The 25,984-nt window shown below is 62.5% G+C and carries 31 protein-coding genes and 1 other RNA gene; 20 read left to right on the plus strand and 12 right to left on the minus strand.

The features are described from left to right. Window positions 1-366: 366 nt before the first annotated feature. Window positions 367-864 (minus strand): hypothetical protein, encoded by a 498-nt coding sequence (locus AC1Q7H_RS25755; RefSeq protein WP_492381881.1) that lies wholly within the window; start codon window positions 862-864, stop codon window positions 367-369. A 491-nt stretch (window positions 865-1,355) separates the two neighbouring features. On the opposite strand from AC1Q7H_RS25755, the gene AC1Q7H_RS25760 reads away from it, so the two are divergent. The 13 genes from AC1Q7H_RS25760 to AC1Q7H_RS25820 all read left to right on the plus strand — a co-directional run bounded on the left by AC1Q7H_RS25760 (window position 1,356) and on the right by AC1Q7H_RS25820 (window position 9,021). Continuing rightward, window positions 1,356-1,667 carry a hypothetical protein gene (locus tag AC1Q7H_RS25760; RefSeq protein WP_492381882.1) on the plus strand — a complete coding sequence of 104 codons (312 nt, stop codon included), beginning with the start codon at window positions 1,356-1,358 and terminating at the stop codon, window positions 1,665-1,667. Between the two features lie 16 nt (window positions 1,668-1,683). After that, complete coding sequence (locus AC1Q7H_RS25765) at window positions 1,684-2,268, plus strand: recombinase family protein (RefSeq protein WP_492381883.1); 585 nt, start codon at window positions 1,684-1,686, stop codon at window positions 2,266-2,268. A 227-nt stretch (window positions 2,269-2,495) separates the two neighbouring features. Next, entirely contained in the window at window positions 2,496-2,696 is a 201-nt protein-coding gene (locus tag AC1Q7H_RS25770; RefSeq protein WP_492381884.1) for a helix-turn-helix transcriptional regulator, read from the plus strand. Between the two features lie 13 nt (window positions 2,697-2,709). Next, window positions 2,710-3,015, plus strand: coding sequence for a helix-turn-helix domain-containing protein (locus AC1Q7H_RS25775; RefSeq protein ID WP_492381885.1), 306 nt, complete (start codon window positions 2,710-2,712; stop codon window positions 3,013-3,015). Then, window positions 3,012-3,197 carry a hypothetical protein gene (locus tag AC1Q7H_RS25780; protein WP_492381886.1) on the plus strand — a complete coding sequence of 62 codons (186 nt, stop codon included), beginning with the start codon at window positions 3,012-3,014 and terminating at the stop codon, window positions 3,195-3,197. The genes AC1Q7H_RS25775 and AC1Q7H_RS25780 overlap by 4 nt, the downstream gene beginning before the upstream one ends. A gap of 7 nt (window positions 3,198-3,204) precedes the next feature. After that, window positions 3,205-3,483, plus strand: a complete 279-nt coding sequence (locus tag AC1Q7H_RS25785; protein WP_492381887.1) for a hypothetical protein — start codon at window positions 3,205-3,207, stop codon at window positions 3,481-3,483. Between the two features lie 24 nt (window positions 3,484-3,507). Further along, window positions 3,508-4,290 (plus strand): hypothetical protein, encoded by a 783-nt coding sequence (locus AC1Q7H_RS25790; protein WP_492381888.1) that lies wholly within the window; start codon window positions 3,508-3,510, stop codon window positions 4,288-4,290. A gap of 12 nt (window positions 4,291-4,302) precedes the next feature. Further along, entirely contained in the window at window positions 4,303-4,473 is a 171-nt protein-coding gene (locus tag AC1Q7H_RS25795) for a hypothetical protein (protein WP_492381889.1), read from the plus strand. 17 nt (window positions 4,474-4,490) lie between these two features. Then, on the plus strand, window positions 4,491-5,906 hold the full coding sequence (locus tag AC1Q7H_RS25800) for a glycine-rich domain-containing protein (RefSeq protein WP_492381890.1): 1,416 nt from the start codon (window positions 4,491-4,493) through the stop codon (window positions 5,904-5,906). Continuing rightward, a complete protein-coding gene (locus AC1Q7H_RS25805) occupies window positions 5,906-6,322 on the plus strand; it encodes a tail fiber assembly protein (RefSeq protein ID WP_492381891.1) in 417 nt (138 codons plus the stop codon). Before AC1Q7H_RS25800 ends, AC1Q7H_RS25805 begins: the two co-directional genes overlap by 1 nt. Window positions 6,323-6,422: 100 nt before the next feature. Next, window positions 6,423-7,532: a phage late control D family protein gene (locus tag AC1Q7H_RS25810; RefSeq protein WP_492381892.1), complete on the plus strand. Its 1,110-nt coding sequence runs from the start codon at window positions 6,423-6,425 to the stop codon at window positions 7,530-7,532. Between the two features lie 77 nt (window positions 7,533-7,609). Further along, on the plus strand, window positions 7,610-8,308 hold the full coding sequence (locus AC1Q7H_RS25815; protein WP_492381893.1) for a hypothetical protein: 699 nt from the start codon (window positions 7,610-7,612) through the stop codon (window positions 8,306-8,308). 236 nt (window positions 8,309-8,544) lie between these two features. Further along, window positions 8,545-9,021 carry a hypothetical protein gene (locus tag AC1Q7H_RS25820; protein WP_492381894.1) on the plus strand — a complete coding sequence of 159 codons (477 nt, stop codon included), beginning with the start codon at window positions 8,545-8,547 and terminating at the stop codon, window positions 9,019-9,021. Window positions 9,022-9,197: 176 nt separating this feature from the next. Here AC1Q7H_RS25820 and dnaB read toward each other — a convergent pair whose 3' ends face one another. From dnaB to AC1Q7H_RS25840, 4 genes are all read right to left on the minus strand, one after another. Continuing rightward, window positions 9,198-10,568: a replicative DNA helicase gene (dnaB, locus tag AC1Q7H_RS25825; RefSeq protein ID WP_492381895.1), complete on the minus strand. Its 1,371-nt coding sequence runs from the start codon at window positions 10,566-10,568 to the stop codon at window positions 9,198-9,200. Continuing rightward, window positions 10,565-11,353 carry a YdaU family protein gene (locus AC1Q7H_RS25830; protein ID WP_492381896.1) on the minus strand — a complete coding sequence of 263 codons (789 nt, stop codon included), beginning with the start codon at window positions 11,351-11,353 and terminating at the stop codon, window positions 10,565-10,567. Before AC1Q7H_RS25830 ends, dnaB begins: the two co-directional genes overlap by 4 nt. Before the next feature lie 21 nt (window positions 11,354-11,374). After that, window positions 11,375-11,602 carry a hypothetical protein gene (locus AC1Q7H_RS25835; RefSeq protein WP_492381897.1) on the minus strand — a complete coding sequence of 76 codons (228 nt, stop codon included), beginning with the start codon at window positions 11,600-11,602 and terminating at the stop codon, window positions 11,375-11,377. 211 nt (window positions 11,603-11,813) lie between these two features. Continuing rightward, on the minus strand, window positions 11,814-11,996 hold the full coding sequence (locus tag AC1Q7H_RS25840) for a hypothetical protein (RefSeq protein ID WP_492381898.1): 183 nt from the start codon (window positions 11,994-11,996) through the stop codon (window positions 11,814-11,816). Between the two features lie 28 nt (window positions 11,997-12,024). Between AC1Q7H_RS25840 and AC1Q7H_RS25845 the strand changes: the two genes are divergently transcribed. Further along, window positions 12,025-12,363: an Arc family DNA-binding protein gene (locus AC1Q7H_RS25845; protein ID WP_492381899.1), complete on the plus strand. Its 339-nt coding sequence runs from the start codon at window positions 12,025-12,027 to the stop codon at window positions 12,361-12,363. Window positions 12,364-12,401: 38 nt separating this feature from the next. On the opposite strand, the gene AC1Q7H_RS25850 is transcribed toward AC1Q7H_RS25845, so the two are convergent. The 7 genes from AC1Q7H_RS25850 to ompA all read right to left on the minus strand — a co-directional run bounded on the left by AC1Q7H_RS25850 (window position 12,402) and on the right by ompA (window position 17,452). Next, window positions 12,402-12,608, minus strand: a complete 207-nt coding sequence (locus AC1Q7H_RS25850) for a helix-turn-helix transcriptional regulator (protein ID WP_492381900.1) — start codon at window positions 12,606-12,608, stop codon at window positions 12,402-12,404. 229 nt (window positions 12,609-12,837) lie between these two features. Beyond that, entirely contained in the window at window positions 12,838-13,407 is a 570-nt protein-coding gene (locus AC1Q7H_RS25855; RefSeq protein ID WP_492381901.1) for a hypothetical protein, read from the minus strand. A gap of 10 nt (window positions 13,408-13,417) precedes the next feature. Next, a complete protein-coding gene (locus AC1Q7H_RS25860) occupies window positions 13,418-14,638 on the minus strand; it encodes a tyrosine-type recombinase/integrase (protein ID WP_492381902.1) in 1,221 nt (406 codons plus the stop codon). A 165-nt stretch (window positions 14,639-14,803) separates the two neighbouring features. Next, window positions 14,804-15,162: a transfer-messenger RNA gene (ssrA, locus tag AC1Q7H_RS25865) on the minus strand. An 83-nt stretch (window positions 15,163-15,245) separates the two neighbouring features. Then, entirely contained in the window at window positions 15,246-15,920 is a 675-nt protein-coding gene (gene gph, locus AC1Q7H_RS25870) for a phosphoglycolate phosphatase (RefSeq protein ID WP_013955840.1), read from the minus strand. Further along, on the minus strand, window positions 15,917-16,675 hold the full coding sequence (gene ubiG / locus AC1Q7H_RS25875) for a bifunctional 2-polyprenyl-6-hydroxyphenol methylase/3-demethylubiquinol 3-O-methyltransferase UbiG (protein WP_153955021.1): 759 nt from the start codon (window positions 16,673-16,675) through the stop codon (window positions 15,917-15,919). The genes gph and ubiG overlap by 4 nt, the downstream gene beginning before the upstream one ends. Window positions 16,676-16,798: 123 nt before the next feature. After that, on the minus strand, window positions 16,799-17,452 hold the full coding sequence (gene ompA, locus AC1Q7H_RS25880; RefSeq protein ID WP_012352078.1) for an outer membrane protein OmpA: 654 nt from the start codon (window positions 17,450-17,452) through the stop codon (window positions 16,799-16,801). A gap of 433 nt (window positions 17,453-17,885) precedes the next feature. Between ompA and gyrA the strand changes: the two genes are divergently transcribed. From gyrA to AC1Q7H_RS25910, 6 genes are all read left to right on the plus strand, one after another. Next, a complete protein-coding gene (gene gyrA / locus AC1Q7H_RS25885; RefSeq protein ID WP_436221035.1) occupies window positions 17,886-20,552 on the plus strand; it encodes a DNA gyrase subunit A in 2,667 nt (888 codons plus the stop codon). Window positions 20,553-20,646: 94 nt separating this feature from the next. Next, a complete protein-coding gene (locus tag AC1Q7H_RS25890) occupies window positions 20,647-21,210 on the plus strand; it encodes a DUF2059 domain-containing protein (protein ID WP_010812962.1) in 564 nt (187 codons plus the stop codon). Between the two features lie 160 nt (window positions 21,211-21,370). Beyond that, window positions 21,371-22,528 (plus strand): 3-phosphoserine/phosphohydroxythreonine transaminase, encoded by a 1,158-nt coding sequence (gene serC / locus AC1Q7H_RS25895; RefSeq protein WP_013955843.1) that lies wholly within the window; start codon window positions 21,371-21,373, stop codon window positions 22,526-22,528. A gap of 108 nt (window positions 22,529-22,636) precedes the next feature. Further along, entirely contained in the window at window positions 22,637-23,797 is a 1,161-nt protein-coding gene (gene pheA, locus AC1Q7H_RS25900) for a prephenate dehydratase (RefSeq protein WP_010812960.1), read from the plus strand. A gap of 28 nt (window positions 23,798-23,825) precedes the next feature. Further along, window positions 23,826-24,953 carry a histidinol-phosphate transaminase gene (hisC, locus tag AC1Q7H_RS25905; protein ID WP_153955023.1) on the plus strand — a complete coding sequence of 376 codons (1,128 nt, stop codon included), beginning with the start codon at window positions 23,826-23,828 and terminating at the stop codon, window positions 24,951-24,953. 118 nt (window positions 24,954-25,071) lie between these two features. After that, entirely contained in the window at window positions 25,072-25,968 is an 897-nt protein-coding gene (locus AC1Q7H_RS25910; protein WP_249678676.1) for a prephenate dehydrogenase, read from the plus strand. Window positions 25,969-25,984: the final 16 nt, after the last annotated feature.

Genomic DNA, 25,984 nt, shown 5'->3' on the forward strand with positions numbered 1-25,984 from the left:
CGGTGCCAGGCCAGTCCGCCTGTGGAGCACTGTGATGCTGACGCCGTGCGTGGCCCGGCCTGCAGCAATTCCAGCGTAGGCCAGCGCTGGGGACATGACTGCAAACAACTGCAAACGCGGCGTCCTGGGAAATAGATAGCGGGGGATCCGGCGGCCAAAGAAAAAACCCGCGAAGCCTTTGGCTATCGCGGGTTTCTAGACCTGCTGGTACTGCATCGGACTGAATACTGGTGGAGCCGGCGTCAACAGAATATTCGCGTAAGACGCTTGGTGGTGGCTAGGGTTCGAAAATAATTTTCAAAAGTTACCCCCATAGATACCCCCATCACCGCTGAGTTGACTTGCCGATCGGGATGCGAGCACCAATTACTTTGGAACTCCGTTGAGCAGGGCCAACAGTCCCGCCACGAAGGCAGCGATTGAACCTCCCGCCAAGAGCCAGTTCGCGACGGTCGCAACCCAGAGCCCAATGGGCAGCTTCATGGCGTCCAGGGGTTCTAAGTTGGCAAATATTTGCATCATCTTCTTCTGGTAGCGAAACGAAACGGCAATTCCAACAAAGAAGATGGACACCATGGTCACAATCGCGACAAGCAATCCCCCGAGAAACCAATGGATGGCCGCTGTTGCGGCGGCCTTGGCTGGGGTGGCGCTATAGAGTGCTGTGGCTCCCGCAAGCCCTGCTGCATTAATGACAGCTAGGTGCTTGATAACCTCGAACCCCCAAGTCATTACGCCTTGCGTGATCGTGGCACCGGTCGAAGATAGCGCGGTGGTCAGGTGCGTGGCGACGTCGGCCGGAAGATCTTTCAGGAACGGTCTGGGAGGATTGCTGTTCGTAGGCTCGCGCGCGGATCTATTCATGGGTAAAGAAGGATGAGGAGGCGAATGGGGCGGTTTTACCACGGAAGCCGACTGTCTCCGAGCGGGCGACTGCCATTTGCGAAAACAACCCCATGCAATCCCCCGTTCGGCGTCGACGCGCTCCGCAGGTCCGAGCGCCTTTGAAAATTAACCCCATGAACGACCTTCGCGGCCTGGGGGTTTTCGGAGTCCATAAAAAGGGGGGCGGTGCCGAGTTTTTTGAGTCCCTAAAGGAATCGCTCCCCCCACCGATCGGCGGCGCCATGGCTGGCGGGCCCCGTTTGACTCAAAGGCCAAGGTTGCCATCTGGTTGCCACGGGTCGTGGGGGCCTCGTACGGACGTTGCGTCAGGCTGAGGTGTACTCGTTCCTGACTGTCAGGGGTGCGCTCAAAAGTGTCAGTATAGGGTTGCCTAATAAAATTCTTGACATCATACGAAATGGCTCTAGAATCTAACCTGACATCAACGAAAAACAACAAGGGAAGAGATCATGATCAAGAAGACCAAGCAAGCATGGGAAAAGGGCCAGGTCGTGAATGTTGGCTTCATCAAAGGCCTGACGGTCATCGCCGCTGTCGCCACCCCTGGAGACCGCGCGCCCGACTCATATGTCCTCCTGCGCGGCGAGCAGTTCTATGCGTTTGTGCCCCATCAGGGCATTTCGAAGATCGCCCCCGCCGAAGCGCGTGAGATGGTCGCCGAGGGCAAGCGCCAGCAGGAACTGGCGGCCGCCCGCGCCGCCAAGCAAGCCGCCGGCGCGATCGCCGCCGCTAAGCTGGCCGCCGAGCTGATGACTGCCTGAACCGGGGGGGCGAGAAATGAGCAAGCATCAACGAGTAGGTTACAAGCGCGTATCGACCCTTGACCAAAACACGGAGCGCCAGCTCGACGGCGAGCATCTCGACCGTGTATTCGAGGACAAGGCGTCGGGGAAGGACACGAACCGGCCGGCGCTGATGGAGGCTATCAAGTACGTGCGCGATGGTGACACCTTGGTCGTCCACTCAATGGACCGCATGGCGCGCAACACCGAGGATCTGCTGCGCCTGGTGCGCGAGCTGAACGACAAGCGCGTGACGGTCGAGTTTGTGAAAGAGCGCCTTTCGTTCAGTGGTAATAGCGCCGATCCGATGGCGCACTTGATGATGACCATGCTCGCCGGCTTTGCTCAGTTTGAGCGCTCAATGATCCGCGAGCGTCAGCGTGAAGGTATCGCGATCGCCAAAAAGAACGGCGTCTACAAGGGCCGTAAGCCCTCACTCGATGCCGACCAGGTCGAAGCATTGAAGGCGCGCATTGCCGCCGGAGAGAAAAAGGCGGTTGTCGCGCGCGATTTCGGGATCTCGCGTGAAACGCTTTATCAGTACCTGCGTGCTGAAGGCCACTATGGCCTCTCACGCTGACACCTGAATAATTTAGCGATAGTTGTATACCCAGACTTTATGGTGCATACTAAGACCCAGTAGCTTGAGTTGAGGTACTGCGGCACGGACCGAATAGGTCGGGTGGATGCCCTCCGCAGAAGCAAACTCATAAGTCCCTGGAAGGGAAGCGACGAGCAGCGGCTCACGCTTCCCTTTTTCATTTCTGTGGCAGCGCGAGCCTTGGTGACAATCAAGGAGCTTCGCACATGTCACAGCCTTCCTCGCGCGCACTGCGCCCCGCCGCAGCGGCTCTGAAGCTTGGTATCGGCGTTTCCACGCTGTGGGCCAAGGTCAAAAAAGAATCCGACTTCCCGCGTCCGATCAAAACCGGTCCGCGCACCACCATATTTCTCGAGCGCGACCTCGATGCATGGATTGCTGCGCGCGCCGCCAAGGCCCACGCATAAGGGGCCGGCATATATGACCACCACAAACGAAAAGGGCCGCAGCTCCTGCCAGAGCGCGACCCAGAAGGCCACCAAGGTCAATGATAGGGACATGAGCAGCGAGGCGCAACGAAAACGCGTGCTCGAGTTCCTGCGGTCTTCCCCGAAAACGACCTACAACCTCCGCGCGCTGGGCATTAGCCATCCGGCCGCGCGAGTTCGAGAACTCCTGGCCTTGGGCTATCGAATCGTCGTTGAGCGAATTACCGCGGTCGACAGCGATGGCTTCATCCACCATGGCGTGGCCAGGTACATCCTCACCTCGGGGGGCGACGAATGATCCAGTTCGTTCTCGCGCAAGGCGCCGATACCTCCACCGTCGAGCTGCGCTCCAGCGCCGTCGGCGGCGATACGGCTGCCAAGCCTCCAATGGTCATTCACGTTGACCACCTGCAGTCCACGCTGCTCTGCCTCCTCCGTGCCTCATGTGCACGGGTTCCCGTCCCCGAAATGAATCCCTGAATCGAACATGAAGACCACCATCAGCGAAGTTATTGCAGCCAGGCGCGAAGCCGGCGAAGCGTATGCGGCCGCCGCGAAGGCCTACCTGGAAGCTTGGGTTCAACTTAAAGCCTACGACATGGCGCTCTCGAATGGAAACGTAGCCGCCATCGAAGCCGGTCGCGGTTTCGCCGGAGTTGCTGAAGTCGCGCCCCACTGGGAGTTCCTGACTGAGCAGCTGCATGGCGGCCTTGTCGACCGCGCGATGGCACAGCACAACCAAATCATCCGCAGCCTCAAAAGCTAACGTACGTCGTTCCGGAGAAACAACATGGAATTCTACGAAGACTTCTCGAAGGACCAATCGGTTACCGTTGTCTCAGGGCATAGGTTCGACATCCCCGCATTTCCCGACCAGACCGGCGCGAATGAGAAGGTGATGGAGCTTGGCAAAAGCATGTGGGCTCTTGTCGACGAGTGGTCCGGCAAGCTTAAGTCCATCCGGGCTGATCAAAGGCTCAGCGATTTGGGACGTGCCGAGCATATCCTGCCAGTTGCAGAGACTGCCCATCTTCGGCTGCTCGGGGCTTGGAGCCTCGCCTCCACATATGAGTCGGAAATCAACGAGCGCGAGCAAGCGATCATCCGCATTCCGAAGATCGAGGGAACACACAGCGTCGCGCATCTCGAAGACCGCGAGATCCGCGACTGGTGGTCTCGGCAAGACGTCAGAACGCGGACCGAATTTATGGAGCAGTCCAGGCAGCCAGGAAGCGACGCTGAGCGCATGGCGCTGGCAATCCTGCGCAGTCCGATCCCCCAGACGGACGTCGAGAAGACGTATTTCCGACGGGTGTGGGAAGACTCTCGACGGGCTGAGAATCCCATCGAGGCAGAGGCAATTCAACTCGGCCGGCAATCGATCGAATGGGCCGCCAAGAACATCCAGTTTGCGACGGTCGTTACGCAGCATTCGTTCAAGGACGTGCCCCGCGACCGAATTCTTCGATTTGCGGTCGCTCAAGACAAGATTTTCGCTCCGCTCATCGAGCGGCTTGGCTTCTCGCAACGAGAAATCTCGCAGACGCAGCTTCGCATGAAGCACGGTCAATAACGAGGAGGCGAGATGAACCACGACGCAATGAACCCACCGGCGGACGAAAGCAAGCGTGAGCTGGCTACCGTCGAGCTCGCGGACGGAACTCTCGTGCCGCGCTACGGCGGGGGTATGCCGTATGGCGGCATGCCGCAACCTGGGAAGACGGACGAAAACGACGCGGCGCGCGCCGATCAGTAGGAACCCAAGGAACATCAATGGACAGACAAATTATCTATCCGGGCCAGGTACCCCTGAGTACCGACCTCCTCAACACCAACCGCTATACGATCGTTGCGATCGCCAAGCTGGCGGCGGCCATGCTCGGTACCGCGACGGTGGTGAATGGGTTGGCCACCGTTCCGACCAGCCCGGCGTCGCTGCAGGTGAACGTGAACCCGGGCGAGATGTACGCACTGGCGAACGTCGACGCCACGGCGTATGGCGAACTGCCCGCTGATACCGCTCACCAGGTGCTCAAGCAGGGCGTGTCGCTTGACGTGGTCAATCTATCCTGTCCGGCCCCGGTGACCGCAGGTCAGAGCGTGAACTACTTGGTGCAGGCTGCGTTTCAAGAGGTCGACGAAAGCCTTGTCGCGCTACCCTACTACAATGCGTCAAATCCTCAGCAGGCCTGGTCTGGTCCTGGCAACTCCGGTGCGCAGCAGGCAACGGTCCGCAAGGGGATCGTCAACATCACGGCCAAAGCCGGCATCGCGGCCACGACCGGCAGCCAGACCACGCCGGCGCCAGATGCCGGCTACACGGGCCTATACGTCGTGACGGTGGCCAACGGCCAGACGACGATCACCGCGGGAAACATTGCGCAAGCCGTGGGCGCTCCGTTTCTCACTGAGACACTGCTGCAGAAAATCAGTCAGTCGACAGCTGACGCGCGGTACCTGCAAATCTCGCAGGCTACTGGCCGCCTGCTGCGTACGACCGCCTACACGCGCAACGCTGGCGGCACACAGCAGGTGTCCGTAAATGGTGGTGCGGCAACTACGACCGGAGCGGCCACATTCACAGCCCTGGCGGCTACGACTGCGATCGTCGTCGAAGCTGTCGGTGGTGGTGGCGGCTCTGGGGCAACCTCGACAACGAGTGCGGTGTCGATTAGCGGCGGCGGTGGTAGTGGCGCATATGCCAAGGCGACCTATTCGTCTGGCTTCTCGTCGCTCGCCATCACGGTCGGAGCGGCTGGCGCTGGTGGTAATGCTGGCGGCAACGGCGGCAACGGCGGCACGACGTCGGTGGGTGCTCTGGTTACCATTCCAGGCGGCTCCGGTAGCGCTGGCAACGCAACTTACACTGTGTCTCAGGTTGCTATCGCGCCTGGCGGCACTGCCGCACTTAGCCCAACTGGCTCGGGCCTCATTACGTGGGGCCAAGGGAAGCAAGGCCGCTACGGTATCACTACTGGCAACAGCGTCGGTACCGGACAAGCGCTCGGCGGCGATGGTGCTGACAGCGCGTTTGGCGGCGGTGGTGGCGTTGGTCAAGGTTCTGGTCTGTCTGGCAACCTTGGTGTCGGCTACGGTTCCGGCGGTGGCGGGGTGTCCGTCATCAACGGTTCGACTGTTCCTGGTGCCGCTGGTTCGGCAGGTACTGTCATCATCTATGAGTACGCATAATGAAGACGTTTGCACACATCAATGAGGGCGTGGTGTACGAGATCATTGCGCCGCTGCTTAACGGCGACCTCGAGATTCCTATCGAAGCCCGTTTCACGGAGGCATTCCTTGCGCGGTTGGTCGAGATCACTGACGTCGATCCGAAACCGGAGCAGGGTTGGACGTACGTCGATGGCGCGTTTTCGGCACCGGTGCCGACACCGGTTGAGCCGACCGTGGAGGAGATGATGGCGCAGCGCGACATGCTGCTTAGCGTTGCCTCTAAGCGAGTGGCTCCGCTGCAGGACGCAGTCGACCTGGAGGTCGCCACTGCTGCGGAGGCCGCGGCGTTGAAAGCGTGGAAGCAGTACCGCGTCGCACTGTACCGCGTGGACCTGACGGCATCGACGATCACCTGGCCGCCCGTGCCAATCTGACTTGACGATACTCCGAATCATGCCAGCCTCGGGCGGCTGACCATGTTGCGCGCTGGCCGGCGGCGCTTGGATGGGGCCGGCAACACAACTAGGAACAGATATGCTCAACACTCTCCCCATACAGCCAGCCGCCCGCCAGCCGCGCGCAATCGTGAAGGTGGCAGGGGTCATCGTCCCGGCATGGGTAAGCTGGTCCGTGAACAACAATACCCACTACCAGGCTGACACCTTTCGCGTGACCTTCGCGGCGACCGCTCTGCCGGCAGAGACCGACGCGAACTGGCTATCTGACCAGAAAGAGGCCTTCGTCGAGATCTTCGCCGGCTTCCCCGCCGATCCGCAGAATTTCAGCGAGGCCGACCTCATAAGCCTGATCTATGGTCAGGTCGATGACGTCGAATACGACCCAGTCGCTACTGCCCTCACGCTGAACGGCCGTGACTTGACCGCGGCATTCATCGATACCAAGACGTCGGTGCAGTTTCAGAACCTGACGTCGTCGCAGATCGCGACGAAGCTGGCCGAGGCCCACGGGCTGACGGTATCTGGGCCCGCAACGAAGACGCCGGCAGGTACGTTTTACGCCTATGACCATGTCAGCATGACCGACGAGCGCAGCGAGTGGGATCTCCTGACTTACCTCGCGGAGAACGAAGGGTTCCTGTGCTATGTCCGGGGCACGACACTGCATTTCGAGCCGCGACCGGATGAGCAGGGCGATCCGTATGCGATTCGCTGGGAGGTCGGCGAGAACGGCCTGCCGTCGGCAAATGTGCAAGACCTGAACCTGTCGCGCAGCATGAACGTCGCCAAGGGCGTGACAGTCGTGGTCCGCTCGTGGAACTCCAAGCAGGGAAAGGGCTTCACCGCCTATTACCCGAGCAAAAGCAAGACGACGCAACCCGGCCAAGCATCGCCCAGCCGCCAGATTTACACCATCAGACGGGGCGGCCTGACGCAGGAAGCCACGACGCAACTCGCCCAGAAGACCCACCGCGAGATCACCCAGCACGAAATGAAGCTTTGGGCGCGCCTGCCGGCCGACAATATCCTGACACAAACGGCCATGGTGCGGCTTGACGGCACCGGCACCAAGTTCGACCAGGACTATTACGTCGACTCCATCACCCGCTCGATGAGCGTGGACCATGGGTATTCCATGACCGTTTCGGCCAAGAACCACAACCCGGAATCCGTCCCGGCGTTGTGAGGCCATAACCGCTTGGGCGGGTGGGGCGCTATCAGCGCGCTCTCCCTGCCGGCACTGAAATCTGATAGCGAGAGGGTATGGGAAAGGCAAAGGCAAAGGAGACAGAGGCCAGCAAGGAGGGCGGGGCCGCGGTTGCCCCGCCGGAGCGCCCTCAGAACACACTCACTATTGTGCGAAAGGATGGTGAAAGCAGCGCTGATGCCATCGTCAGGCACGCGGTGAACCCCGTGACCAGGGGCGCAATCACGTCCCGTAAGCTCACGTCATATCTGGCTGACGACGCGGACATCACCACCTACGTGAAAAGGCTGCGTGAGCAGACCAAGGCCGTCGCCGGCGGCGACCTCTCTGGGATCGAGTCGATGCTGGTCACCCAAGCGATGACCTTGGACGCGCTATTCAATCACATGAGCATGAAGGCCCTCGAAACCTCCGGGTTTCAGGCGAAGGAGGCGATTCTCCGATTGGCGCTGAAGGCCCAAGCGCAGTGCGCGAGCACGGCGAAGGTGCTGGGTGAGATCAAGAATCCTCGCTCGGTGGCATTCATCCGGCAGCAGAACAACGCGAATGGGCCGCAGCAGGTGAACAACGGTGCTGGGACGTCGCCCCCGGCCGCCTCGCGCGCGCGCGCGGAAGAGCCCGGACGATCGAACGAACTATTGGAGGCGAGCAATGGCGAATGGCTGGACCCCGGAACGCCGGGCCAAACAGGCGGAAGCAATCAGGCGCTGGAAGCCATGGGAGCGGTCAACCGGGCCGATAAGCGAGGAGGGTAAGGCCATATCGTCGCAGAACGCCCTCAAGCACGGCCTCCGGTCTGCGGAGTGGCTCGAACATGTGCGTCGCATGAACGAGATGCTCCGCGCGGTCCGGGACTATCGCCGATCGTGGTGAGGGCGTCGGGCCCCTCGTCAGCGCCCGCGCTGGGGCGCCACTACTCCCTCCCGATGTAGGGTTCATCGGGAGCATTAGGGGGCGCCTACAATGCGCAAAACAACAAGGGGAGGTCCGTATGCGAGTTCTTGCCGGCGCCGCTGTGGTGCTGATTCTTTTTGGGTGCGGGAAGGCTGAGACGACCGCAGAGGCGCCCCCTCAAACCGCCCCTGCCGCGGAAGTGGTAGCGCAGACGCCACCGCCACCTCCGAAGCCAACGCATTTCTACGCGATCGAGGAAGACGGCGAATACGGATATGAGAAGGGGGTAAGCGAGGACGATCAGAAGGCCGGCAAGCTTACTTCCGCGCTTCTAATGGTCCGCTATCTCGGCGAGAAGGACGGCACATACACGGTAGCCGTGGTGCAAGGACCAGCCCGGCACACTTTCACCTGCAAGGCACCCTGCACGTTTGTCAAGTCCAAGATTACCGTCAACAGCCAGGTTCTCCAGAGCGATACAACCCGCGCTACTGAGGGCTCCGTAATATGGGCCATCATGACCGACGCAATGAGCGGTCAGCTCAAGCCATACAAGTCAGGGAAGCCGCGCTGACGGGCCCCGATGTCAGGTATGGGTCTAGATGACGGTTGCTTGGTGTCCATAAACTGATCAACCGACCGTATTCTGACGCCCAAGCCTGACCCATCTGACAGTCAAGCTTGGGCTTACCCCAGACTTACACTCATGCGTCGACGCCGCGCGCCCGGGTGAGTCGACATGTGTTGCCCTCAATCGAAGCCGCGCGACGGGGGTGAGTGGCGTTTCGGTGCGATCGGATGCCACGGAGCGGCCAGCGTCTCGAACCTAGTCTCGGCGCCGACGTATTTCAGCGCCACGCGGCCAGATTCGCCTTGCCGGTTCAGCGCTACGTCCACCTCGCAGATGCCCTTGTCGCCCGTGTCCGGGTTGTAGACGTCGTCGCGGTACAGGAAGATGACCACATCAGCGTCCTGCTCGATGGCACCCGAGTCGCGCAGATCGGACGGCTGGGGGCGCTTGTTGGGGCGCCGCTCGAGCTCCCGGTTGAGCTGGGACAACAGGATGATCGTGATGCCCAGCTCCAGCGCCAGCGCCTTCAGGCCACGGGTGATGCCTTCGATCTGAGCGTTGCGATTGTCGCCGTCGCCTTCCATGAGCTGCAGGTAGTCGATCACCATCACGTCGAGCCCGGCCTTGCGTTTCACCTGCTTGGCCTTCATCCGGACGTCCATCAGCCGCAGGCCGCCCTGGTCGTCCAGCCACAGCCCCATCTTTTCGAGCGCCTCCATGGCTTCCGACAGGCGCGTCCACTCGTCCGGCAGCATCTGCTTCGGGTTCAGCAGGTGCGGCAGCGGGATGTGGCCGATCGCGGCCAGGTTGCGGTCGTTTAGCTGCGCCTTGGGCATTTCCATCGACTGGACCAGCACCTGCTTGCCACGGGCGATGTGCGAGGCGACGTTCAGCGCAAACGCAGTCTTGCCCATCTTCGGGCGCGCGGCCACGACTACCAGCTCACCGGGGCGCAGGCCGCCGTTCAGCATCGCGTCAACGTCGCGGAAGCCGGTCGGCGTCGCCCGGACGGCGTCCGTCTCGCGGTCGGCAAGGATCTTCGCATGCTCGATAAGGCTTGCCCCGACATGGGTCGGCTCACGGCGCATTCGCGCCTGGGCGATGCCCTCCAGGCGGCTGGTGGCGCGGTCGATAAGGTCCGGAGCATCCTCGGCGGACTGCTTGGCTTCGTGGGCTAGCTCGTCGCCGAGCGCCACTAGGGCGCGGCGGATGGCGCGCTCTCGGACGATGGCGGCGTGACGGCCGGCGCTGGCCGAGCCAGGCGTGTTCTGGGCCAGCGCCAGGATATATCCAAGATCTGCTGCGCTTTGGCGGCTGGCCTGCAGACGATCGAACACCGTGACGGCATCGGCCGGCTTGCCCGCAGCGATCTGGCTGGCCAGTTCAGCGAAGATCGCCCGGTGGTCGCCAACGCTGAAGTGCTCGGCCCGTAGGTCGCCAAGACGGTCGAAGCAGTCGTTGTCGATGAGCAGCGCGCCAAGGACGGCATGTTCAGATGGCACCGCGGTGAGGCGGTCGTCGCCTCGGATTTCTGGCATTGGGGCGTTCATGCAGCCTCTCCATGCACGCGTTTGGCCTGCTCGCCAACCGTGGTCAGCGCGATAGCGCCATCACCGGCGATGAACCACAGCCGGAACCAGTTGCCGCGCACCGACTTGCGATGCACTGCCGGCCAGTCCTTGTACCGCTTGGCGTCAGGATGGGCATACCGGGCCTTGAACTCGAGCCAGTGCAGGCGCAGGAACTCCAGCGGAATGCCGGCCTGGTCGGCGTAGGCGAACACGGGATCTCCCTCGGGGATCGGCTTCCTCCCGGATTGCTTGCAAGACTGCAGGAACGACAGTAGGCCTATGGCAGTGCGCTTCGGTTTGGCAGTCTTGTCGTCGGCCGGTGTTTCGCCCCCCTTGGGGGGTATGGGGGGTTCTTTAGTAATGGAGTCTGGAGTCTGGCTAAGGTTTTTTTCGCTTTCCGAATCAGAACCCAGATTAAACCCATTGGGTTTCTCGTCGGTATCGGTTCGCTTGGGCCTCCCCCCTCTTTTGCCGTTGTTCCGGTTTGCTTCCGCTTGAGCATTCGCTGCCAAGATCTCAGCCTCGCAACGCCTCTGGGTCCATACGCCATCAACCAAGCGGAAGAACTCGGTGAGCACGTTCTTGACGGCCTGCTGTTCGGCCTTCGAGTGGGCGCCGATTAGGCGCGCAGCCTGTCCATCGGGAATCCCGGACTCTTTCGTGTAGTAGACATCCATCAGGCGCGCATAGATGCCGTGCTCGAGCAGAGTCAGGTGCGCGGCGTCCTTGATGTAGTCGCCGATGTGGCGCTTGTAAAAATTCACTGCCGTCCCCCTGGGGCCTGTTCAGCCTCGATCGAGCTCATCCTCGACAACGTTGGCAAGATCGGCGATCAGCCAGGATGCGTGTGCGATGGCTTCGAGATCGGGGGTGCGTTCCGCCAGGCGAAGTGCGATCAGTCGCGATACCGCGGCGATGCCGTTTGCGAAGACGACAAACTGCTCGCGGGAAACTTGTGCTACGGGAGGCAGCAATTCGAGATCGGCGAGGAGGTCCTCGGCACTCGCGATCACTGAACGATTCGGGAACTCCGACCTCGCCTCTCCGGCGATGAGCTGTCGGATTGCTGCCTCCCCAGGTCTTCTGATCTCAGACTCAAGGATGATCCTAGTCCTGCTGAGACGCGCTCCGGACTTGGGAAACAGCGTGACTACGGGATTGCTCTTGCGCTGCGCTTGCGCTGTGCTAACATTTCTCATGATGTGTGTTCCTTGGACAAGGGGTTCACTTCGCATCCAACGCCTCGACGGTTGCCGCCGCCGGGGCGTTTTCTTTTGTCTTCACACTTTCCAGCTGATAGACCACTTCAGCATTGACACTTCGACGGTTCAGCCGTGCTTGGCTGACAAGCCAAAATTTGAGACTGAGCGGTAGCCGGATCTTCATCTGCGAGTCTTGTTGCTTCATCTGTTCTCCGGGTGGATCACCGTGGTTCATGACTTCAGTATGGACCACCGTGGTGCCATTGTCAACACCACCGTGGTCCATCATCATCCTTGCTATGACACGTGAAGATCCCCAAATGAAACTGCGGCTGCCGGCGGAGCTTAAAGAGAAGCTCGCGGAAGCTGCTGCCCAGAGCGGACGCTCGATCAATGCCGAAGTCGTCAGTCGCCTGGCCGCCAGCTTTGCGAGGGGTGACGCAGAAGGAGTGGTGGATTTTCTGCTCAAGGAAACCAAACACCTGAGCGCCAAGCTTGATCTCGTCATGAGAAAGCTCGAGGGAGCGCCGGAAGAGTCGACACCGCCCGTAACGAGGGCCCGTAAGCGCTAGCCTCGCCGAACTGCTTGCACCGAGCTTGGCCGGGCCCATTACGCTGCGCGATAGCCGGCAGGGTTCGCCAGGAAGGCGTCAATGGCTCCGCGGCGCCAGCCCACACAACGCGGACCGAGCGGGATCGGTGCGGGAAAGGTTCCGAGCTTGATGCGGGCGTAGATGGTCGAGCGCGAAAGCCCGGTCTCTTGCTCCACCTGCTTGCGGCGCAGGATGGTCTGCGCTGAATGGATGCGTTCTGCCATGTTTCCTCTGACTGGATTCCCCGGGCACATCCCGGAACATGGCAGTGATCGTAGTGTTGCGAGAGCGGCTACTGTCCGACTATCCAAAGAAAATGTGAAATCGGGTGTGGTCCCTTATCCCATAAGGGATAGCGGGTGGTTTGATGTTTCCGATTGTGTGTCACGTTCACAGAAACGCATCCAGACGCACCCACACCGATCCACACCGATCCACACACACCCTCGCGCTCTAGTCGGTGGAATCGCGCTCCGCGAGGACCCGCCTGCGGAGCTGCCTGGCCTCGTCGAGATACTTCTTGATGGTGCTGTCGTCGACGCCAAGGCCGCAGCGCTCCAGGGCCTCGCGCATTTGCTTTGCCTTTGTGTTCCTATTGCCGTCGAGATCAACGTTGAAGCCGGCATGGGCGAGCCCGAGTATCAGCTTCAGCATGGTGTTGCGCTCTTTGGTGTCTGCTGACGCGCGCAACGTCTGCTCTGGGGCATTCGATTCGTCGCCGCTGGGCTGTAGGTGCTGTAGCAGCTCTAGCGGGACGTCGAACCCCTTCTTCTTGGCCACCGACAGCACCCAGCGCGGGGGAAGCCGGCCCTTCTTTGCCTCACCGCCAAAGAGGGTCTTCCAGTTCGTTCTGTGGAAGGCGTCCCAGATTTTATAAGCGCTCTCGTACCCGTGGTCTCCATTGCGGACTGAAGGGCCGTTGCTCTTGTGCTCGAGTGGATCTTTTCCATCGATCAACAGGGCGGCTTCAGTCATGTTCCATGTGTCTAGGGTGGCCCAGTACTTGTAGTCGGGTTCGCTCATAGCCATGGTGTCAGACTTGCGTATTCGAAGTCTTCAGGGAGTCTAGGTAATCGGCCCAGCGCTGCATGAGATCGCGTCGCTGATCGAGCCACTGCGTACGGTTATACGCGCGGCCCAGGCTGTCTCGCACCTCATGCGACAGCTGCAGCTCGACGATCTCGGCAGGGACGGACAGCGCCTCGACAGCTAGTGTGCGGGCCGTCGCGCGCCAGCCATGGGGGAGGGCAGTGTCAGAGTCAAAGCCCATCCGCTTGAATGCCGCGCTCAATGCCATGTCGCTCATCGGTCGCTGAGGACTGCGGAGACTTGGGAAAACGAACCTACCTTGGCCAGTAATCACCTGGAGTTCTTGGAGGATCGCCACGGCCTGTTTCGAGAGCGGCACGAGATGGTCCGGCCCAAACTCCTTGCCCGCTTTCTTGCGCTTCATTCTCGCGGACGGGACGGTCCACATCGCGCCGTCCAGGTCGAGCTCTGCCCACTCTGCCTGGCGCAGTTCTCCCGGTCGCTGGAAGAGCAGGGGCGCAAGTCGCAGAGCCGCCGTCACGACCGCGGTGCCTTCATATCCTTCGATCGCGCGCAATAGTCCGCCGATTTGCTTGGGGTCGGTTACTGCTGCGTGATGCCTAACCTTGGCTGGCGGTATGGCGCCGCGGAGGTCCGCACTGACGTCCCGAGTTGCTCGTCCGGTGGCAATCGCATAGCGCATGACTTGGCCGATGACTACGCGAACCCGGTGGGCGGTCTCAAGGGTTCCCTTTTTCTCGATGCGATGCAGTACATCGAGGACCTCGGGCGGTTCGATGTTGGCAATCGGTCTGCCGCCGAGCCAGGGAAAGACATGGACCTCAAGACGCCGCAGGTTTCGCTTGGCGTGCGACTCAGAGAGATCCGGGGAAAATTTCGTGTGCCACTCGCGCGCGATGGCCTCAAAGGAATTCTCGGCGTTAAGCCGAGCTGTGCGTTTTTCTGCCTTCCTGGCGTCTCCCGGGTCGACCCCGTCAGCTAAGAGCTTCCTGGCCGCGTCGCGGCGCTCTCTCGCGTCCTTCAGGGAGACCTCGGGGTAGGTTCCGAGCGACAGAAGCTTTTCCTTACCCCCAAACCGGTATTTGAGCCGCCACCATTTACCCCCGCTGGGGGCTATGAGCAAAAACAGCCCATTACCGTCGAACAGCTTCTGTGGCTTGTCGGTAGCTTTCGCGCTCTGGATCGCTGTGTTTGTCAGTGACATGTGGGGGTACGTGAGGCGTCGTGTGCGCATCTTACCCCAAAAATAACCCCCACTTACCCCCTGATTCCCTTGGAACAATGAGGAACAAACAGGCAAGAAAAAACCCCGGAGACCTAGGATCTACGGGGCTTTCCGGACTTCTTTGTACTGCATCGGACTGAATACTGGTGGAGCCGGCGGGAATCGAACCCGCGTCCGTAAGCCCTCCACAGAGAGTTCTACATACTTAGTTCTGTCATTTGATTTAACCGGCGCATCGCGGACGAACACGCTCTACGACGGCGAGTCACTAAATTTTCGTCCCCGGCTTCGTGACCCTTCCGGAGCTTATCTGACGTAAATGACCTCGCGTGGTCTTGCGACCCTAGCCCGTCAGCGAGCCAGTGCGAGGACGGCCGCAATTAAGCGGCCAGTGCGTAACGTTCGTCGTTAGCAGTTATTGCATTCCCATTGATTAACGAGGTGACGGGTCCTCGGTATGCCCTCCACTGCTTTGTAACCCACGTCGAAACCAGGTCGGCCCCAGTGAGGAAGATGGATTGTACCCGGTTGGACGCAAGCTGTCGCGGGGAGTTCCTGGCGCGGCCAGGACACCCCTGCGACACAATCAGGCGACCGCGGCGGGCACCAGCAGCGGGATCAGCTCGGCCGGGTGGCGGATCAGGTGGTCGGCGCCCCAGGTCTCGGGCGGCTCGGCGTCACCGCAATAGCCATAGGCGGCGGTGACGGTGATCATGCCGGCGGCCTTGCCGGCCTGGATGTCGCGCAGGTCATCGCCCACGTAGACGCACTGGCGCGGGTCGACGCCGGCGCTTGCCGCGGCATGCAGCAGCGGGGCGGGGTGCGGCTTGGCGTGGGGCGTGGTGTCGCCGCTGACCACGGCGCTGGCGCGCGGGGCCAGGCCGATCGCGGCGACCAGCGGAACGGTGAAGCGTGCGATCTTGTTGGTGACGATCCCCCACGGGATGCCCGCTGCCTCGAGCGCGGCCAGCACTTGCGGCATGCCGTCGAACAGGCGCGTGTGGACCGCGATGTCGGCCTCGTAGTAGTCGAGGAAGACGTCGCGCAGGGCCGGGAACTCAGCGTCCTCCGGGCGCAGCCCGAAGGCTGCACCCAATAGTCCGCGCGCGCCGTGCGAGGCGACGGGACGCAGTTTCTCATAGGCCACCGGCGGATGGCCGCGTTCGATGACCAGCCGGTTGGCGGCAGCCGCCAGGTCCGGCGCGGTGTCCGCCAGCGTGCCGTCCAGGTCGAAGAAGACCCCAGCGATGCCGGCCGTCATGCTGCCACCCGGCAGAACGCCATCATGTAGTTCACATCGGTGTCGCGGCCCAGCGCATACACCTGCGACAGCGGGTTGTAGGTCATGCCGCGCATTTCCACCAGGTCCAGCCTAGCTTGGCGGGCAAAGCGCGCGAGCTCAGACGGGGTGATGAACTTGTCGTAGTCGTGCGTGCCGCGCGGCAGCATGTTGAGCACATATTCCGCGCCGACGATGGCCAGCAGGTAGGCCTTCAGGTTGCGGTTGATGGTCGAGAAGAACACATAGCCGCCGGGCTTCACCAGCGTCGCACAGGCTTGCACGATCGATGCCGGATCGGGCACATGTTCCAGCATCTCCATGCAAGTCACCACATCCACGCTGGCCGGTTCACGCGCGGCCAGCGCTTCTGCGGCGATCTCCTCATAGGTGACGGCAACGCCGGACTCCAGGCTGTGCAGGTCTGCCACCTTCAGTGCCTTAGTCGAGAGATCGATACCGCGTACCGTGGCGCCCAGGCGCGCCATGCTTTCGGACAGGATGCCGCCGCCGCAACCCACGTCGACCACGCGCTTGCCGGCCAGGCCGGCGATGCCGTCGATCCAGCCCAGGCGCAGCGGGTTCAGCTCATGCAGCGGCTTGAACTCGCTTTCCGGGTCCCACCAGCGGTGGGCCAGTTCGCTGAACTTGTCGATTTCCTTCGGATCGGCATTGCGGCGCGGCTGGTCCTGATTGGCGGCGTCGGCTGCGGAAAGGGTTTGCGATTGCAACGTCATCGTATGCGGGGCCGGCGGCACTAGCCGCGCCGGCGGTGTGAAGGGAAGAGAGGACAGTCCGGGCAACTGTACCAAAAAAAAAGCCCAGCTTGCGCTGGGCTTTCTTCATCGGAAGGGATCCGATTAACGTGCGCTGCGGGTGCCGACCACTTCGACTTCCACGCGGCGGTTCGGCTGCTGGCAGGCGATCTGGGACTTGCGGTTGCCCTTGCACGACTTCGGATCGACCTTCAGCTGGCGCTTGCCCTTGCCTTCGGTGTAGACACGGTTGGCTTCGACGCCCTTGCTCACCAGGTAAGCCTTGACCGATTCAGCACGGCGGATCGACAGGCGATCGTTGTACTTGTCCGAACCGAACGAGTCGGTGTGGCCAACGGCGATGATGACTTCCAGGGTGATGCCTTGCAGCTTCGAGACCAGGTCGTCCAGCTTGGCCTTGCCTTCCGGCTTCAGGACAGCCTTGTCGAAGTCGAACAGGGTGTCAGCAGCGAAAGTGACCTTCTCGCTCGAGACGACCGGCGGGGCCACCGGGGCCGGTGCCGGTGCCGCTACGGCCGGGGCCAGGGCGCCGTCGCACAGCGCGTTGGCCGTGGCCGGGGTCCAGGAGCTGTCGCGCCAGCAGAGCTCGTTCGTGCCATTCTTCCACACGTACTCGCTCGTACCGTTGCCCCAGTTGTCGTTCACTGCCTTCTTTTCATAAGGGACGGACTGAGCTTGAGCGGATGCAGCCATTACTGCGGTAGCTGCAACGAGCGCGAGCTTGGCAAATTTTTTCATATTTCTCCTCTCAGGATGAGATCACCGCAGGGTTACTGCGAGCAAATGGACGAAAACAAGTCATACATTCTTCGGAGTATAACATTCTCGATGTGGTGGATGCTCCACTTCGAACAATGTCTGGCTCTTCGCTGGGGAATTGTGCCACAAGGGTCGTTTCCTAAGAAGTAAATATATTCGATTCGCCGCATGGGTTTTGGGCCTGTGGTGTTTGTGCAACACGGGTCTTGTGTCGCCCGCAAAGCCTTGTGGCATCAGGGATTCCAGGTTTCAGTCAGGGCCTCGGGAGGTGCGCGTAAGGGCTGTCCGGAGAGCGGGAGGCGGGGGGTGGCGGCATGTTAGAATGGCACGTTGCCCAGCCGTCAGGCGCCCACTGTGCCGCGCGCTAAAGGGCCTGTCATTCGCTTAAACCTGCCGCATAAACCACGCCGCAATGGATCCATTCGCAAAAGAAACCCTTCCGGTCTCCCTCGAAGAGGAAATGCGCCGCTCCTATCTTGATTACGCCATGAGCGTGATCGTGGGTCGGGCGCTTCCTGATGTGCGGGACGGCCTGAAACCGGTGCACCGGCGCGTGCTGTTTGCGATGCACGAGCTCAACAACGACTGGAACCGGGCCTACAAGAAGTCGGCCCGTATCGTCGGCGATGTGATCGGTAAGTATCACCCGCACGGCGATACCGCAGTCTACGACACCATCGTCCGCATGGCGCAGAATTTCTCGCTGCGCTACATGCTGGTCGACGGCCAGGGCAATTTCGGTTCGGTCGACGGCGATAACGCCGCGGCCATGCGTTATACCGAAATCCGCCTGGCGAAAATCGCCCACGAGATGCTGTTCGACATCGACAAGGAAACCGTCGATTTCGACAGCAACTACGACGGCTCTGAAAAAGAGCCTTCAATTCTGCCGGCGCGTATTCCCAATCTGCTAATCAACGGTTCGTCCGGTATTGCGGTGGGCATGGCCACCAATATCCCGCCGCATAACCTGAATGAAATCGTTGACGGCTGCCTGCACCTGTTGCGCAACCCGCAGGCCACGGTGGATGAACTGATTGAATTGATTCCCGCGCCGGATTTTCCGACCGCCGGGATTATCTATGGTATCCAGGGCGTTCGCGAAGGCTACCGCACCGGCCGCGGCCGCGTGGTGATGCGGGCCAAGACGCACTTCGAGGACATCGACCGCGGCCAGCGCCAGGCCATCATCGTCGACGAGCTGCCCTACCAGGTCAACAAGCGCACCCTGCTTGAGCGCATTGCCGAACTGGTCACTGAAAAGAAGGTCGAGGGCATCTCCGACATCCGCGACGAGTCGGACAAGTCCGGCATGCGCGTGGTGATCGAACTCAAGCGCAACGAGGTGCCTGAGGTTGTCCTCAACAACCTGTATAAGAACACCCAGCTGCAGGACACCTTCGGCATGAACATGGTGGCGCTGGTCGATCGTCAGCCGCGCCTGCTGAACCTGCGCCAGATGCTGGAGTACTTCCTGGCGCACCGGCGCGAAGTCGTCACCCGCCGCACGGTGTTCGAGCTGCGCAAGGCGCGCGAGCGCGGCCATGTGCTGGAAGGCCTGGCCGTGGCGCTGGCGAACATCGACGAATTCATCGCCATCATCAAAGCCGCACCGACTCCGCCGATCGCCAAGCAGGAACTGATGGCGAAGGCATGGGATTCGGCCCTGGTCCGCGACATGCTTGCACGCGCCGAAGGCGAGACGCCGGGCGGGCGCGCCTCCTATCGTCCGGACGGGCTGCCGCCCGTGTTCGGCATGCAGGCGGATGGCCTGTACCGGCTGTCCGATGGCCAGGCGCAGGAAATCCTGCAAATGCGCCTGCAACGCCTCACCGGGCTGGAACAGGACAAGATCGTCCAGGAATATCGCGACATCATGGCGGTAATTGCCGACCTGCTGGATATCCTGGCGCGGCCGGAGCGTATTACTACCATCATCGTCGACGAACTCACCGCGATCCGCGCCGAATTTGGCGATGAACGCCGTTCGCAGATCGAGCTGAACGCGACCGAGCTGGATACCGAAGACCTGATCACCCCGCAGGATATGGTGGTCACGCTGTCGCACAGCGGCTATATGAAGAGCCAGCCGATCTCCGAGTACCGCGCGCAAAAGCGTGGCGGGCGCGGCAAGCAGGCGGCAGCGACCAAGGAAGACGACTGGATCGACACGCTGTTCGTGGCCAATACCCACGACTACATCCTGTGCTTCTCCAACCGCGGCCGGCTCTACTGGCTGAAGGTGTACGAGGTGCCGCAGGGTTCGCGCAACTCGCGCGGGCGCCCGATCGTCAACATGTTCCCGCTGTCCGAAGGCGAGAAGATCAATGTGATCCTGCCGGTCAAGCAGTTTGACGCCGAGCACTTCATCTTCATGGCCACAGCCCGCGGCACGGTCAAGAAGACCGCGCTGACCGAGTTCTCCAATCCGCGCAAGGCCGGCATCATCGCGGTCGACCTGGACGAGGGCGACTACCTGATCGGCGCGGCCGTGACCGATGGCCAGCACGATGTGATGCTGTTCTCCGACGCCGGCAAGGCGGTGCGCTTCGACGAGAACGACGTGCGTCCGATGGGCCGCCAGGCGCGCGGCGTGCGCGGCATGAACCTTGAAGACGGCCAGACCGTGATCGCCATGCTGGTGGCGCCGGCCGAGACCGCCGAAGAGGCTGAGGCGGGCGTGCGCGGCAGCGTGCTGACCGCGACCGAGAACGGCTATGGCAAGCGTACCCCCATTGCTGAGTACACTCGACACGGCCGCGGCACCAAGGGCATGATTGCGATCCAGACGAGCGAGCGCAATGGCCGTGTGGTGGCGGCAGCACTGGTTTCGCCCGAGGACGAGATCATGCTGATCACCACCGGTGGCGTGCTGATCCGTACCCGCGTGGCCGAAATCCGCGAAATGGGCCGCGCCACGCAGGGTGTCACGCTGATCAACGTTGACGAAGGCACCAAGTTGTCCGGGCTGCAGCGCATCGTCGAAAGCGATGCCGACAACGGCGCAGGTGGCGAAGAGGCTGAAGACGCCGACGGCGCAGAAGGTGCTGCCGGGGCCGACGCGGACGCTAATCCGTAAGATAAATCGTAAATTGTTGCAACAATAGGACGCCAGCCGGAACTCGCCTCGCGGCTGTCCGGACTAAAACGGACGTATTTACCAGGGAGTCACAATGCTCAAAACCTATCGACGTATCGCTGTTCTGGCTGCTTTCGTTCCGACCTTCATGATGGCGCAGCATGCACACGCGCAGGATGCGGAAAAGACAGCAGCCATCAAGGAACTGCTTTCCGTCATGCAGGCGGACCAGGCCGTCAAGGGCCAGGCCGAAAACTGGCAGCAAGGCGCCAAGCAGGAAGCTCCGCTGGTGCTGGAACAAGTGCTGGTCGAGAACAAGACCCTGAACGACAAGCAGAAGCAGGCCGCTGTCGAAAAGCTGAAGAAGAACGGCGCGGTCCAGCGCATGGTTGACGGCGCCGGTTCGGCGTTCAGCACCGATGGCTTCCGCAAGGACGCGATCCAGGCGCACTACGATGCCTTTGGTAAGTACTACTCGACGGCGGAACTCAAGGACCTGACCACCTTCCTGAAGTCGCCGACCGGCCAGAAGTTCATGGCCAACCAGGGCAAAGCGACCCAGGAGATCTGGGGCTCGATGATGCAGAAGTACGGCCCGCAGGTCGGCAAGTCGATGCGCGACGCCGCCGAGAAGGAAATCACCGCCGCTTCGAAGTGATGCTGGCGTGATCCGCGACTGACTCAGACCGCCGCCCACCTGCAGCCTTGCAGGCCGGTGCGGCACCGGGGCCGGGCCCCGGGTGCCCAACGGGGCGCGGGTTTTGAGGGATAATGGCTGCTTGGGTAACACCGGCAGCCATTTTTCCATTCTCCGTCTCATGAACGATCCCCAGAATCCCGCTCTTGCCGGCATGATGCAGCGTGCATTGGCCGAACGCGTCTACAACTTCTCGCCCGGCCCGGCTGTGCTGCCTGCCGAAGTGCTGCAACAGGCTGCGGAGGAGATGCTGTCCTGGCGCGGGACCGGGGTCTCGGTGATGGAGATGAGCCACCGCAGCCGCGAGTTCGAGGGCATTCAGGCCGAAGCGATCGCGGACCTGCGCGAACTGCTGCATATTCCCTCCAACTTCCATGTGCTGTTCCTGCAGGGCGGCGCCATTGGCGAGAACGGCATCGTGCCGCTGAACCTGATGCGCCTGCGCAGCGCCGACGCGCCCAAGGCTGACTTCGTCGTCACCGGCACCTGGTCGGTCAAGACCGAGCAGGAAGCCCGCCGCTATGGCGCGGTCAATATCGCGGCCACCAGCGAGGCGCAGAAATTCCACCGCATCCCCGACGTCGCGGACTGGAAGCTGTCGGACGATGCCGGCTACGTGCACCTGTGCACCAACGAGACCATCGTCGGCGTGGAGTTCCAGAACATTCCCGATATCGGCCAGGTCAAGGGCGACCGCATCGTGGTGGCGGACGCTTCCAGCCATATCCTGTCGCGCCCGATCGACTGGTCGCGCGTGCAGGTGGTCTACGGCGGCGCGCAGAAGAATATCGGCCCGGCCGGCGTCACCATCGTGATCGTGCGCGATGACCTGATCGGCCATGCCCACCCGCTGTGCCCGTCGGCATTCAACTGGCGCCTGGTGGCCGAGCACAACTCGATGTACAACACGCCGCCGACCTATGCGATCTATATCGCCGGCCTGGTCTTCAAATGGCTCAAGCGCCAGGGCGGCGTGCCCGCGATCGAGCAGCGCAATATCGCCAAGGCGTCGGCGCTGTACAACTACCTGGACCAGAGCGATTTCTATCGCAACGAGATCCATCCGAGCTGCCGCTCGCGCATGAACGTGCCGTTCTTCCTGGGCGACGAATCGCGCAATGAGGCCTTCCTGCAGCAGGCGCGGGCCAACGGCCTGGTGCAGCTCAAGGGACACAAGACTGTGGGCGGCATGCGCGCCAGCATCTATAACGCGATGTCGCTGGAAGGCGTGATGGCGCTGGTCGATTTCATGCGCGAGTTCGAGCGTACGTCCGCCTGACGCGCATTCCTGCTGGCTGCCCGCGCACGTCAGGCACAGTGCGCCGGCAGGCAGCGGTCAGTTTTTCTCCGGCCGCCGCGCCCCGGCGGCCCACCGGATTCATACAAAATGACAAGCCAAGACCGCACCCCCGCGCGCGAGGAGACGCCGCCGAATGAGCAGCAGAACGACAGCCACCTGAGCGAAGCCGAGCGCAAGCTGTCGGTCGAGCTGAGCCCGCTGCGCGAGCAGATCGACACCGTTGACCGCGAACTGCTGGCGATGCTGAACCGCCGCGCCAAACTGGCGCTCGAGGTCGGCGAGGTAAAGAAGAAGTACGGCGCGCCGGTGTTCCGCCCGGAGCGTGAGCTGCAGGTGATCCGCAAGGTGCAGGGCGCCAACCCCGGCCCGCTGCTGGGAGAAAGCGTGGCGGCGATCTGGCGCGAGGTGATGTCCGCCTGCCGCGGGCTGGAAAAGCCGCTGGAAGTGGCTTTCCTCGGCCCGGCCGGCACGTTCTCCGAGCAGGCGCTGTATGCGCACTTCGGCCATGAGGTGTCGGGCGTGCCTTGCCCGAGCATCGACGAGGTGTTCCGTGCCGTCGAGGCCGGCACGGTCGAGTACGGCGTGGTGCCGGTCGAGAATTCCACCGAGGGCGCGGTGTCGCGCACGCTCGACCTGTTCCTGCAGACTTCGCTGAAGATCAGCGGCGAGATTGCGCTCAAGGTGCATCACAACCTGATGGCATCCACGCCCGACATGCAGGGCGTAACAGTGGTGCGCGCGCATGCGCAGGCACTGGCGCAGTGCCAGCACTGGCTGACCGCCAACTACCCGCACCTGGAGCGTCAGGCGGTATCGAGCAATGCCGAGGCCGCGCGCATGGCCAGCGAAGACCCGACCGTGGCTGCGATTGCCGGCGAGTCCGCCGCCAACCGCTATCACCTGCATATCGTGCGCACGCATATCCAGGACGATCCGCACAACCGCACGCGCTTTGCCGTGATCGGCCGCTATGAGACCGAGCCGTCGGGCAGCGACCAGACCTCGATGATCCTGTCGGTGCCCAACAAGGCTGGCGCGGTGTACCAGTTGCTGGCGCCGCTGGCGGAGAACGGCGTGTCGATGTGCCGCTTCGAGTCGCGCCCGGCGCGCAGCGGCGCGTGGGAGTACTACTTCTACGTCGACGTGGAAGGGCACCAGCATGAGCCGGCAGTGGCGCGCGCCATCGAAGAGCTGCGCCGCAATGCGGCCTACCTGAAGGTGCTGGGCTCGTATCCGTCGAGCAAGTAAGGCAGCCAGGCAAGAACAAGGAGACGAGATGGCAGAGCAGGGTAAGCAAGGCGGCACGGTGTTCGGACCCGGCTATGTGCGGGCGATTTCGCCTTACGTGGCCGGGAAGCCGATTTCGGAAGTCGCGCGCGAGTTCGGCCTGGACGAGGCCGGCATCGTCAAGCTCGCCTCCAATGAGAATCCGCTCGGCATGCCCGAGTCGGCCCGACGCGCGGTGGCCGATGCGGTGGCTGAACTCGGCCGCTACCCGGATTCCAACGGCTTTGCGCTGAAGGGCGCGCTGTCGGCGCGCCTCGGCGTGCCCGCCGACTGGCTGACGCTGGGCAACGGCAGCAACGACATCCTGGAGCTGGCCGCGCATGCGCTGGTGGAGCCGGGCCAGTCGATCGTCTATGCCGAGTACTCGTTCGCGGTCTACGCGCTGGCCACGCAGGAGATCGGCGCACGCGCCATCGAAGTGCCCGCGCGCGACTACGGCCATGACCTCGAGGCGATGGCCGCGGCGATCGCGCCGGATACGCGCCTGGTCTTTATCGCCAACCCGAACAACCCGACCGGCACGTTCGTGCCGGCCGCGCAGATCGAAGCCTTCCTGCAGCGGGTGCCGGCCAGCGTGGTGGTGGTGCTGGACGAGGCGTACAACGAATACCTGGATGCGGACCAGCAATACGATTCGCTTGCCTGGGTGCGCCGCTACCCGAACCTCATGGTGTCGCGCACGTTCTCCAAGGCCTATGGCCTGGCGGGCCTGCGCATCGGCTACGCGGTGGCGCAGCCGGAGCTGTCGGACCTGCTGAACCGCATCCGCCAGCCGTTCAACGTCAACAGCGTGGCGCAGGCCGCGGCCATCGCCGCGCTGGGCGATGCCGACTTCCTGCGCCGCAGCGCCGAGCTGAACCGTGCCGGCAAGCGCCAGCTGACTGATGCCTTCAACCGGCTCGGGCTGGAATATGTGCCGTCGTCCGGCAACTTCGTGATGGTGCGCGTGGGCGATGACGACGGCGCCGGCGCGCGCGTCAACCTGGCGTTGCTGAAGCAGGGTGTGATCGTGCGGCCGGTGGGCAACTACAACCTGCCGCGCTGGCTGCGCGTGACCATTGGCCTGGCCGAGGAGAACGCGGCCTTCATCGCGGCGCTGGAGCGGGCGCTGGCGTGAGCGCGGCTACAATCGCGGCGTTTTGCAGCGTGTAGCGGCGGGCTGCTTGCCTGCCGCTTTGCCAATCATCGATTTACCTCGGCCTGGTCCGAGCCACTGCCCCTAGCGGCCTGAGATTGTGAGTGCATTGCATTTTTCCCGTGTTGTCATTGTCGGTGTCGGCCTGATCGGCGGCTCGCTCGCGTTGGCGCTCAAGCGCGCCGGCGTGGTGGGCACGGTGGTCGGGGTGGGGCGCTCGCCGGCCTCGCTGCAGAAGGCGCTGGATCTTGGGGTGATCGACGAGGCCGCGACGCTGGCGGATGCCGCGCGCGGCGCCAGCGTGATCGTGCTGTGCGCGCCGGTGGCGCAGAACTTTGCGCTGCTGCACGCGCTGGAGCCGCATCTGCAGCCAGGCACCATCGTCACCGATGCCGGCAGCACCAAGTCGGACGTGATCATGGCGGCCAAGACGGCGCTGGGCGACAAGGTCGCGCAGTTCGTGCCGGCACACCCGATCGCCGGACGCGAGCTCAACGGCGTGGAGGCGGCGCTGCCGGACCTGTACGTTGGCAAGAAGGCCGTGCTGTGCCCGCTGCAGGAAAATTCGCGCGCAGATGTCGCCGCGGTGCGCGCCATGTGGGAAAGCGCCGGCGCAGAATGCCACGTGATGTCGGCGGTGCAGCACGACGCGGTGTTCGCCGCGGTCAGCCACCTGCCGCACGTGCTGTCGTACGCGCTGGTGGCGCAGGTCGCCAATGCGGAAGATGCGGCGCTGAAGCTGGGCTTCGCCGGCGGCGGCTTCCGCGATTTCACGCGCATCGCGGCCTCGTCGCCGGAGATGTGGCGCGATATCTGCGTGGCCAACCGCGACGCGCTGCTGCGTGAGCTGAATACCTACCAGTCGGTGCTGGCGCACCTGAAGGCGCAGATCGAGAAGGGCGACGGCGACGCGCTCGAACGCATCTTCGCGCGCGCCAGCAAGACCCGGCTGGCCTGGGGCGCAGAGCGTGCCGCGGGCAACCATACCGAACCCTGAACCAATCGCCTGACCG

The organism is Cupriavidus sp. GW823-FHT06D04 (assembly GCF_058795055.1).

Excerpts from the sequence above, each read along its gene's own strand:
- AC1Q7H_RS25755 (WP_492381881.1), bottom strand. The coding sequence starts at position 864 with ATGAATAGATCCGCGCGCGAGCCTACGAACAGCAATCCTCCCAGACCG.
- AC1Q7H_RS25760 (WP_492381882.1), top strand. The coding sequence starts at position 1,356 with ATGATCAAGAAGACCAAGCAAGCATGGGAAAAGGGCCAGGTCGTGAAT.
- AC1Q7H_RS25765 (WP_492381883.1), top strand. The coding sequence starts at position 1,684 with ATGAGCAAGCATCAACGAGTAGGTTACAAGCGCGTATCGACCCTTGAC.
- AC1Q7H_RS25770 (WP_492381884.1), top strand. The coding sequence starts at position 2,496 with ATGTCACAGCCTTCCTCGCGCGCACTGCGCCCCGCCGCAGCGGCTCTG.
- AC1Q7H_RS25775 (WP_492381885.1), top strand. The coding sequence starts at position 2,710 with ATGACCACCACAAACGAAAAGGGCCGCAGCTCCTGCCAGAGCGCGACC.
- AC1Q7H_RS25780 (WP_492381886.1), top strand. The coding sequence starts at position 3,012 with ATGATCCAGTTCGTTCTCGCGCAAGGCGCCGATACCTCCACCGTCGAG.
- AC1Q7H_RS25785 (WP_492381887.1), top strand. The coding sequence starts at position 3,205 with ATGAAGACCACCATCAGCGAAGTTATTGCAGCCAGGCGCGAAGCCGGC.
- AC1Q7H_RS25790 (WP_492381888.1), top strand. The coding sequence starts at position 3,508 with ATGGAATTCTACGAAGACTTCTCGAAGGACCAATCGGTTACCGTTGTC.
- AC1Q7H_RS25795 (WP_492381889.1), top strand. The coding sequence starts at position 4,303 with ATGAACCACGACGCAATGAACCCACCGGCGGACGAAAGCAAGCGTGAG.
- AC1Q7H_RS25800 (WP_492381890.1), top strand. The coding sequence starts at position 4,491 with ATGGACAGACAAATTATCTATCCGGGCCAGGTACCCCTGAGTACCGAC.
- AC1Q7H_RS25805 (WP_492381891.1), top strand. The coding sequence starts at position 5,906 with ATGAAGACGTTTGCACACATCAATGAGGGCGTGGTGTACGAGATCATT.
- AC1Q7H_RS25810 (WP_492381892.1), top strand. The coding sequence starts at position 6,423 with ATGCTCAACACTCTCCCCATACAGCCAGCCGCCCGCCAGCCGCGCGCA.
- AC1Q7H_RS25815 (WP_492381893.1), top strand. The coding sequence starts at position 7,610 with ATGGGAAAGGCAAAGGCAAAGGAGACAGAGGCCAGCAAGGAGGGCGGG.
- AC1Q7H_RS25820 (WP_492381894.1), top strand. The coding sequence starts at position 8,545 with ATGCGAGTTCTTGCCGGCGCCGCTGTGGTGCTGATTCTTTTTGGGTGC.
- dnaB (WP_492381895.1), bottom strand. The coding sequence starts at position 10,568 with ATGAACGCCCCAATGCCAGAAATCCGAGGCGACGACCGCCTCACCGCG.
- AC1Q7H_RS25840 (WP_492381898.1), bottom strand. The coding sequence starts at position 11,996 with ATGAAGCAACAAGACTCGCAGATGAAGATCCGGCTACCGCTCAGTCTC.
- AC1Q7H_RS25845 (WP_492381899.1), top strand. The coding sequence starts at position 12,025 with ATGACTTCAGTATGGACCACCGTGGTGCCATTGTCAACACCACCGTGG.
- AC1Q7H_RS25850 (WP_492381900.1), bottom strand. The coding sequence starts at position 12,608 with ATGGCAGAACGCATCCATTCAGCGCAGACCATCCTGCGCCGCAAGCAG.
- AC1Q7H_RS25855 (WP_492381901.1), bottom strand. The coding sequence starts at position 13,407 with ATGAGCGAACCCGACTACAAGTACTGGGCCACCCTAGACACATGGAAC.
- AC1Q7H_RS25860 (WP_492381902.1), bottom strand. The coding sequence starts at position 14,638 with ATGTCACTGACAAACACAGCGATCCAGAGCGCGAAAGCTACCGACAAG.
- gph (WP_013955840.1), bottom strand. The coding sequence starts at position 15,920 with ATGACGGCCGGCATCGCTGGGGTCTTCTTCGACCTGGACGGCACGCTG.
- ubiG (WP_153955021.1), bottom strand. The coding sequence starts at position 16,675 with ATGACGTTGCAATCGCAAACCCTTTCCGCAGCCGACGCCGCCAATCAG.
- ompA (WP_012352078.1), bottom strand. The coding sequence starts at position 17,452 with ATGAAAAAATTTGCCAAGCTCGCGCTCGTTGCAGCTACCGCAGTAATG.
- gyrA (WP_436221035.1), top strand. The coding sequence starts at position 17,886 with ATGGATCCATTCGCAAAAGAAACCCTTCCGGTCTCCCTCGAAGAGGAA.
- AC1Q7H_RS25890 (WP_010812962.1), top strand. The coding sequence starts at position 20,647 with ATGCTCAAAACCTATCGACGTATCGCTGTTCTGGCTGCTTTCGTTCCG.
- serC (WP_013955843.1), top strand. The coding sequence starts at position 21,371 with ATGAACGATCCCCAGAATCCCGCTCTTGCCGGCATGATGCAGCGTGCA.
- pheA (WP_010812960.1), top strand. The coding sequence starts at position 22,637 with ATGACAAGCCAAGACCGCACCCCCGCGCGCGAGGAGACGCCGCCGAAT.
- hisC (WP_153955023.1), top strand. The coding sequence starts at position 23,826 with ATGGCAGAGCAGGGTAAGCAAGGCGGCACGGTGTTCGGACCCGGCTAT.